Genomic DNA, 591 nt, shown 5'->3' with positions numbered 1-591 from the left:
CTTCGATGGCACCAGCTTGTTTCAATGCTTGTAAGATGGCCATCAAATCAGAAGGTGCTGCGCCCACTTCATTCACCGCACGTACGAGGTCATCCAGCGTTAAACCCGGCTCGAATTTGAACATCTTGCCTTTTTCTTCCGTCACTTCGATATCTGAATCGGGCACCACGACCGTTTGGCCGCCAGAGAAGCTGTTTGGTTGGCTAACGTTTAGATTTTCTTTGATGGCGACAGTCATGCCACCATGCGTCACTGCCGCAGGCTTAAGACGCACGTGTTTGCCAACGACAATCGTGCCAGTACGGGAGTTAACAATGATCTTCGCCGCGCCATCAGCTGGGTCAAACTCTAGGTTTTCAATCGCGGACAAAAACGCCACACGCTGGCTGACATCACGAGGGGCACGCACGCGTACCGACGTCGCATCGACTGCGCTAGCCATTTGTGGGCCAAGGAAGTTGTTTACCGCATCCGCCATGCGTTGTGCGGTCGTGAAATCAGATTCAAGCAAGTTGAAAGTAATGTAATCACCACGACCGAATGGGTTTGGAATTTCGCGCTCTACCGTCGCACCACTAGAGATAAGACCAA

The 591-nt window shown here is 51.9% G+C and carries 1 protein-coding gene; it reads right to left on the bottom strand.

From position 1 onward, the window contains the following. Positions 1–591, bottom strand: a 591-nt coding sequence (locus R7Q11_RS27875; protein ID WP_225467198.1) for a flagellar basal body P-ring protein FlgI, incomplete at both ends; no start/stop codon positions are given.

The sequence above is a fragment of the Vibrio sp. 970 genome, assembly GCF_033339075.1.
This window is presented reverse-complemented; position numbering and strand designations above follow the sequence as displayed.